This window comes from Pseudoalteromonas sp. SR44-5 (assembly GCF_014163675.1).
Taxonomy (GTDB): domain Bacteria; phylum Pseudomonadota; class Gammaproteobacteria; order Enterobacterales; family Alteromonadaceae; genus Pseudoalteromonas; species Pseudoalteromonas rhizosphaerae.
Genome location: NZ_JACJDT010000164.1, coordinates 1 through 629, shown reverse-complemented (window position 1 = coordinate 629; position 629 = coordinate 1). Strand labels below are relative to the sequence as shown.

Sequence of the window (629 nt, the reverse complement as noted above, 5' to 3'; positions counted from 1 at the left end):
AAAAGTAATATTACCGACCCTGATAGCGCGAAAATGACCACGTCAAAAGGTACAATCCAAGGCTACAACGGGATAGCGATAAATGACGATAAACATCAAGTTATACTGCAAGCACAGGCATGGGGCTCGGTGGGCGAGCAGCAAACCCTGCAGCCAGCAGTTAAGCAATTAAAGCAGCAGCTTGATAAATTGAATACCGACAAATCAACAGACGAACAAACGATTAAGTTCACCGCAGACAGTGGGTTTAATAGCGAAGCGAACCTTGAATACATGGCGAAAAGTGGCTTTGATACTTACATTGCGGATAACCAATTTAGAAAACGAAACCCGTTATTTAAAGACAGCGAAACTTATGAAACAGAGCAAGAAAAACGCCGACTAAAACGCAGTAAAGGTAAGCCACGCTTATTTACTTCAGAGGACTTCCATTATGATGAAACAACACAAACCTGCCGCTGTCCCGCAGGCAATGACATGTGGCGAAGTGGTATCAATGTAAAAAGCCATAACCAAAAATACACCCGATTCTGCGGTTACTTAAAAGATTGCAAGGTATGCCCACTGCAACAGCAATGTATGCGAAAGCCACCTATAAAAACAGGACGGCAAGTTCAGTTTAAAAATGA

The 629-nt window shown here is 42.6% G+C and carries 1 protein-coding gene; it reads left to right on the top strand.

Going from position 1 to position 629, the window contains the following annotated elements; translation table 11 throughout:
- Positions 1–33 precede the first annotated feature (33 nt).
- Positions 34–629, top strand: a 596-nt coding sequence (locus H5154_RS23025; protein WP_182719765.1) for a transposase, incomplete at its 3' end; no start/stop codon positions are given.